Origin of the sequence: Streptomyces sp. RP5T, assembly GCF_003933965.1 — a bacterium.
GTDB lineage: Bacteria > Actinomycetota > Actinomycetes > Streptomycetales > Streptomycetaceae > Streptomyces.
In genome coordinates this window covers 1-4934 of the sequence record NZ_RSAJ01000599.1, presented here as the reverse complement: position 1 = coordinate 4934, position 4934 = coordinate 1, and the positions used below count along the sequence as shown (strand labels likewise).

At 73.1% G+C, this 4934-nt stretch carries 3 protein-coding genes; all 3 read left to right on the top strand.

The window, feature by feature from the left end; all coding sequences use genetic code 11:
- Positions 1–327 precede the first annotated feature (327 nt).
- A complete protein-coding gene (locus tag EHS43_RS37265; RefSeq protein WP_125195048.1) occupies positions 328–2001 on the top strand; it encodes an acyclic terpene utilization AtuA family protein in 1674 nt (557 codons plus the stop codon).
- Positions 1998–3596 (top strand): acyl-CoA carboxylase subunit beta, encoded by a 1599-nt coding sequence (locus tag EHS43_RS37260; RefSeq protein WP_125195047.1) that lies wholly within the window; start codon positions 1998–2000, stop codon positions 3594–3596. The genes EHS43_RS37265 and EHS43_RS37260 overlap by 4 nt, the downstream gene beginning before the upstream one ends.
- A 12-nt stretch (positions 3597–3608) precedes the next feature.
- Positions 3609–4934: acetyl/propionyl/methylcrotonyl-CoA carboxylase subunit alpha (locus EHS43_RS37255; protein WP_125195046.1), on the top strand; the 1326-nt coding region annotated here is incomplete at its 3' end.

Sequence of the window (4934 nt, the reverse complement as noted above, 5' to 3'; positions counted from 1 at the left end):
GGCTGATGTCGGGCAGCACGGTGCGAGGCGCGGGGTTTCGAGTCCTTGTTCCGGCAGCGTGCCCGTCTTGCGTGGCGGCCGTCGGCAGGCCGGGGGCGTGGATGCCGGGCGCCGGCTCTGCAGCGGTCCGGCGGGCTGCGCGGGCCCGCTTGGTGAGGGGCACGTGGCGAAGGGGGGCCGGGTGAGTGTTCGTATCGGTCATGCGCTCGGCTTCGGCCGTGGCCGTCGGCACGCCGGGGGCGTGGATGCCGGGTGCCGGCTTCACAGCGGTCCGGCGGGCTGCGCGAGCCCGGGCGGTGCGCAGCGCGCGGCGGAGGGGGTGGCCCGGTGAAGACGCTTCGTATCGGCAATGCCTCCGGGTTCTACGGTGACCGGTTCGACGCCCTGCGCGAGATGCTCACCGGTGGTGAACTCGACGTCGTCACCGGTGACTATCTCGCCGAGCTGACCATGCTCATCCTGGGCCGGGACCGGCTGAAGGACCCGGAGGCCGGATACGCCCGCACCTTCCTGCGGCAGTTGGAGGAGGGCCTCGGCCTGGCGCGGGAGCGCGGGGTCCGGATCGTCGCGAACGCGGGCGGCCTCAATCCGGCCGGACTCGCCGCACGGATCAGGGAGTTGGCCGGCCGGCTCGGCCTGGACATACGTGTCGCGCATGTCGAGGGCGACGACCTCACCGCCCGCCACCCCGGCAGCCTCGCCGCCCACGCCTACCTCGGCGGCTTCGGCATCGCGGCCTGTCTGCGCGAGGGCGCGGACGTGGTCGTGACCGGGCGGGTGACGGACGCGGCCCTGGTCACCGGGCCCGCCGCCGCCCACTTCGGCTGGGGGCCGGGGGAGTACGACCGCCTCGCGGGAGCGGTCGTCGCCGGGCACGTGCTGGAGTGCGGCACCCAGGCGACCGGCGGCAACTACGCCTTCTTCGCGGAGGGCGGGCACGATCTGCGACGGCCCGGCTTCCCCCTCGCCGAACTCCACGAGGACGGCACCGCCGTGATCACCAAGCACCCCGGCACCGGCGGCTTCGTGGACGTAGGCACCGTCACGGCCCAGCTGCTGTACGAGACCCAGGGCGCCCGGTACGCGGGCCCCGACGTCACCGCCCGCCTCGACACCGTCCGGCTCGCCCAGGACGGCCCCGACCGCGTCCGGATCTCCGGCACACGCGGCGAGGCCCCGCCTCCCACCCTCAAGGTCGGCCTCAACCGCCTCGGCGGCTTCCGCAACGAGGTCGTCTTCGTGCTGACCGGCCTTGACATCGAGGCCAAGGCCGCGCTGGTGCGGGAGCAGCTGGAGCCACAGCTGGCCAAGGTCACCGATGTGCGCTGGGACCTGGCCCGCACGGACCGCCCGGACGCCGGGACCGAGGAGACCGCCAGCGCGCTGCTGCGGCTGGTCGTCCGTGACGCGGACCAGGAGGCGGTGGGGCGGGCGCTCAGCGGGGCCGCCGTGGAACTGGCACTCGCGAGCTACCCCGGCTTCCATGTGCTGGCGCCACCGGGGAAGGGCTCGCCCTATGGGGTCTTCGAGGATGTGTACGTCCCCCATGGGTCCGTGGACCATGTGGCCGTCCTCGATGACGGGCGGCGGATCCCCGTGGCGCCGGCCCAGGAGACCGCCGTACTCGACAGCCCTCCGCGACCCCTGCCCGAGCCCCTGCCGCCCGGCCCGACCCGGCGCGCCCCTCTCGGGCTCGTCGCCGGAGCCCGCAGCGGCGACAAGGGCGGGAACGCCAACGTGGGCGTGTGGGTCCGCACGGACGAGGCCTGGCGGTGGCTCGCACACACCCTCACCGTCGACCGGTTGCGGGAACTCCTCCCGGAGACGGCCGACTTGACCGTCAGCCGGCACGACCTCCCGCACCTGCGCGCCCTGAACTTCGTCGTCGAGGGGATCCTCGGCGAGGGCGTCGCCGCCCAGCACCGCTTCGACCCGCAGGCCAAGGCCCTCGGCGAATGGCTGCGCTCCCGCCACCTGGACATCCCGGAGGCCCTGCTGTGACGATCCTTCAGTCCACCCTCGACACCACCGGCCCCGACTACCGGGACCACCGCGACTCCATGCTCGCCAAGCTCACCGAGCTGGAGGCCGAGCACGCCAAGGCGCTCGCGGGCGGCGGCGAGAAGTACGTCCAACGGCACCGCAAACGCGGCAAGCTGCTCGCGCGCGAGCGCATCGAGCTGCTCCTGGACCCCGACACGCCCTTCCTGGAACTCTCCCCGCTGGCCGCCTGGGGCAGCGACTACACGGTCGGCGCCTCCCTCGTCACCGGCATCGGTGTCGTCGAGGGCGTGGAGTGCCTGATCACCGCCAACGACCCGACCGTGCGCGGCGGCGCGAGCAACCCGTGGTCGCTGAAGAAGGCCCTGCGGGCCAACGACATCGCCCTCGCCAACCGGCTGCCCTGCATCAGCCTGGTGGAGTCCGGCGGCGCGGACCTGCCCTCCCAGAAGGAGATCTTCATCCCGGGCGGGGCCATCTTCCGGGACCTGACGCGGCTGTCCGCGGCCGGGATACCGACCCTCGCCGTCGTCTTCGGCAACTCGACGGCCGGCGGCGCCTACGTCCCCGGCATGTCCGACCACGTGATCATGGTCAAGGAGCGGGCCAAGGTGTTCCTCGGCGGTCCGCCCCTGGTCAAGATGGCCACCGGCGAGGAGAGCGACGACGAGTCCCTCGGCGGTGCCGAGATGCACGCGCGCGTGTCCGGCCTCGCCGACTACTTCGCCGTGGACGAGCGGGACGCCCTCAGGCAGGCCCGCAGGGTCGTGGCCCGCCTCAACCACCGCAAGGCGTACGGTGATCCGGGCCCGGCCGAACCGCCCAAGTACGACCCCGACGAACTGCTGGGCGTCGTCCCCGGCGACCTCAAGGCCCCCTTCGACCCGCGCGAGGTCATCGCCCGGATCGTCGACGCCTCCGACTTCGACGAGTTCAAGCCGCTGTACGGGACGAGCCTGGTGACGGGATGGGCGGCGCTCCACGGCTATCCGGTCGGTGTGCTGGCCAACGCCCAGGGAGTCCTGTTCTCCGCGGAGTCCCAGAAGGCGGCCCAGTTCATCCAGCTCGCCAACCAGCGCGACATCCCGCTGCTCTTCCTGCACAACACCACCGGCTACATGGTCGGCAAGGAGTACGAGCAGGGCGGCATCATCAAGCACGGCGCGATGATGATCAACGCGGTCAGCAACTCCAGGGTCCCGCACCTGTCCGTCCTCATGGGTGCCTCCTACGGCGCCGGCCACTACGGCATGTGCGGCCGGGCCTACGACCCCCGCTTCCTGTTCGCCTGGCCCAGCGCCAAGTCGGCCGTCATGGGCCCCCAGCAGCTCGCCGGCGTGCTCTCCATCGTGGCCCGCCAGTCGGCCGCGGCGAAGGGCCTGCCCTACGACGAGGAGGGCGACGCCGCCCTGCGGGCCATGGTGGAGCAGCAGATCGAGTCCGAGTCGCTGCCCATGTTCCTGTCCGGGCGGCTCTACGACGACGGCGTCATCGACCCCCGCGACACCCGGACAGTCCTCGGCATGTGCCTGTCCGCCATCCACACCGCCCCCTACGAGGGCGCACGCGGCGGCTTCGGCGTCTTCCGGATGTGAGGGAACCCTTCAGTGATCACTTCTGTGCTCGTCGCCAACCGGGGCGAGATCGCCTGCCGGATCTTCCGCACCTGCCATGAGCTGGGCATCCGGACGGTCGCGGTGCACTCGGACCCCGACGCGAACGCCCTGCACACCCGCATGGCGGACGCGGCGGTACGCCTGCCGGGCGCGGCCCCCGCCGACACCTACCTGCGCGCCGACCTGATCGTGAAGGCGGCGCTCGCCTCCGGCGCCGACGCCGTGCACCCCGGCTACGGCTTCCTCTCCGAGAACGCCGACTTCGCCCGGGCCGTCCTGGACGCGGGCCTGGTCTGGATCGGCCCGCCGCCGTCCGCGATCGAGGCGATGGCGTCCAAGACGCGCGCCAAGGAACTGATGGGCCTGGCGCCCCTGCGGGACGTGACACCGGCCGATCTGCCGGTGCTGGTGAAGGCGGCCGCGGGCGGCGGAGGCCGCGGCATGCGGATCGTGCGCCGCACGGAGGACCTGGCGGCCGCCCTGGAGAGCGCACGCGCCGAGGCCGCGAGCGCCTTCGGCGACGGCGAGGTCTTCGTCGAGCCCTACGTCGAGGACGGCCGCCACGTCGAGGTCCAGATCCTCGCCGACACCCACGGCACGGTCTGGGCCCTGGGCACCCGCGACTGCTCCCTCCAGCGCCGCCACCAGAAGGTGATCGAGGAGGCCCCGGCCCCCGGCCTGCCGGAGGACCTCAGGGCGAGGCTGCACGAGCTGGCGGTACGGGCGGCACGCGCGGTGGACTACGTGGGCGCGGGCACCGTCGAGTTCCTGGTCTCCGGCACCGACGCGCACTTCCTGGAGATGAACACCCGCCTCCAGGTCGAACACCCGGTGACGGAGGCGGTGTTCGGCCTCGACCTGGTGGCACAGCAGCTCCGCGTCGCGGAAGGGGCCCCGCTGCCCGACGAGCCCCCACCCGCGCGGGGGCACGCCGTCGAGGCCCGTCTGTACGCCGAGGACCCGTCCCGGGACTGGGCCCCGCAGACCGGCACCCTGCACCGCCTGTCGGTCCCCGCCTCCGTCCGCCTGGACACGGGCTACGAGAGCGGCGACGACGTGGGCGTCCACTACGACCCGATGCTCGCCAAGGTGATCGCCCACGCCCCCACCCGCGCCGAGGCGGTCCGCAAACTGGCCGGAGCCCTGGAGAGGGCCACGATCCACGGCCCCACCACCAACCTGGACCTGCTGCTGAACTCGCTGCGCCACAAGGAGTTCACCACGGCCCGCATGGACACCGGCTTCTACGACCGCCACCTCCCCGACCTCCCCGGGTCCGCCCCGGGCCCGCTCGCCCCCCTCGCGGCGGCCCCCGCG